Here is a 1,610-nt window from a genome sequence, read left to right on the forward strand (position 1 = left end):
GGGCCGGGGGCCGGCGAGGCTGGTCGAGCTGCTGCTGAGGCGGGGCGCGCTGGCCTGGCAGACCGACGGGGCGGGACCGGCGGCCCGAGGAGGAGGCGCGGGAAGGGACGCCCGAGGACCGCGAGCGCATCCTGTTCCTGTGCTCCGACGGACCCAAGCTTTCGGACCCCATGTTCCAGGCGGCGGTGGTGGCGATCCAGTCCGGTGACCTGGCCGAATTGGCCGAGCTGCTGGACCGGGACCCGGACCTGCTGCGCCGCCGCGCGATGGAGCCGCCGGAACTGCCCAGGGGCTATTTCTCGGATCCGAAGCTGTTCTGGTTCGTCGCCAATAATCCGACGCTGATCCCCGCTTCTCCTGCGAACATCGTGGCGATGACGCGGCTGATGCTGGCCCGGGGCGTAGAGCCGGCGGACATCGACTATGCGCTGGAGCTGGTCGTGACCAACGGCCAGATGACGCGGCCGATGCAGATCGAGATGGCGGGAGCGCTGAGCGACGCGGGCGGGACCCTATCGCGCCAGTCGATGCTGATGGCGTTGGGGCACCGCCAGACCGAGGTGGTGGAATGGCTGGTCGGGCGTGGCCAACCGCTGGACGCCAGCACCGCGGCGGGGCTGGGACGGACCGACGTCCTGCCCGGCCTGCTGGCCGGGGCGTCGGAAGAGCAGAGGAACGACGCCCTGTCGCTGGCGACGATCAATCGTCAGTCCGAGGCTGTGCGGCTGACGTTGGACGCCGGGGCCGATCCGAACCGATTCATGGCGATCCACAGCCATTCGACGCCGCTGCACCAGGCGGCGTTGAACGGGGATCTGAAGACGATGCGGCTGCTGATCGACGCGGGTGCGCGGCTGGACGTGCAGGACACGCTGTGGCGAGGCACGCCGATGGGGTGGGCCATGCACGGCGGGCAGGAGGCGGCGCAGGCGTTGCTGAGGGAGGCGGGAGCCGCCTGAGGCCTCAGGCCCAGGCGAACAGGAGGCGGCCTTCGCCCATGCGCTCGCGCAGGCGGGGCAGGTCGGTGTGGGCGACCGAGAAGCAGCCGTAGGAGCGGCCCAGCTTGCCCTCGCGGGCCAGGAAGTCCGGGTCGGCGTAGTCGGCGCCGTGGACGATGATGGCGCGCTCGCGGGCCAGGTTGTTGCTGTACTCCAGCCCGTCCAGCAGGACGTTGGGGCCCTGCTGGGCGCCCCAGCCCGCGCCGGCGGTGGCGTAGGCGCCGACCGAGGACTTGTAGCTTTCGGGCACGTTGGAGAAGGTCCGGGCGTAGCCCGAGTGATCCGGGTCCGAGCCGCGGCCGTGGCAGGTGCGCATCAGGGTGACGGCGCCGCCCTCGAGATCGACCTCATACAGGCGCTCGTCGCCGGAGAATTTGGTGAAATCGACCAGGTACATCCGGTCGCGCTGGGTGATCTTGCCCTTGTGGATGTCCAGGGCGGCCAGGGCGCGCTGCATCAGCTCGGGGCGGACCTGGCCGCGGGGGTCCAGCAGGCGGGTGGAGTTCAGCTGGGCGGTGATGGTCTCGGGTTCGACGGGCGCGGAGGCGACGACGATGCGGGGGGCGGGAAACCGCCGCGGGGGCCGGGGGCCAGAGCCGCCTGCTGCACGCG

General features: G+C 71.3%; 2 protein-coding genes. One reads left to right on the forward strand and one right to left on the reverse strand.

Translation table 11 applies throughout. From position 1 onward, the window contains the following. The first annotated feature begins 170 nt into the window (after positions 1 to 170). On the forward strand, positions 171 to 959 hold the full coding sequence (locus AC2W7C_RS17650) for an ankyrin repeat domain-containing protein (protein WP_486002537.1): 789 nt from the start codon (positions 171 to 173) through the stop codon (positions 957 to 959). A 4-nt stretch (positions 960 to 963) separates the two neighbouring features. Here AC2W7C_RS17650 and AC2W7C_RS17655 read toward each other — a convergent pair. Then, the coding region (locus tag AC2W7C_RS17655) for a murein L,D-transpeptidase catalytic domain-containing protein (protein ID WP_486002538.1) at positions 964 to 1,610 on the reverse strand (647 nt) is incomplete at its 5' end.

This window comes from Brevundimonas sp. CURTG3B2_SDJG (assembly GCF_057364705.1).

Excerpts from the sequence above, each read along its gene's own strand:
- AC2W7C_RS17650 (WP_486002537.1), top strand. The coding sequence starts at position 171 with ATGTTCCAGGCGGCGGTGGTGGCGATCCAGTCCGGTGACCTGGCCGAA.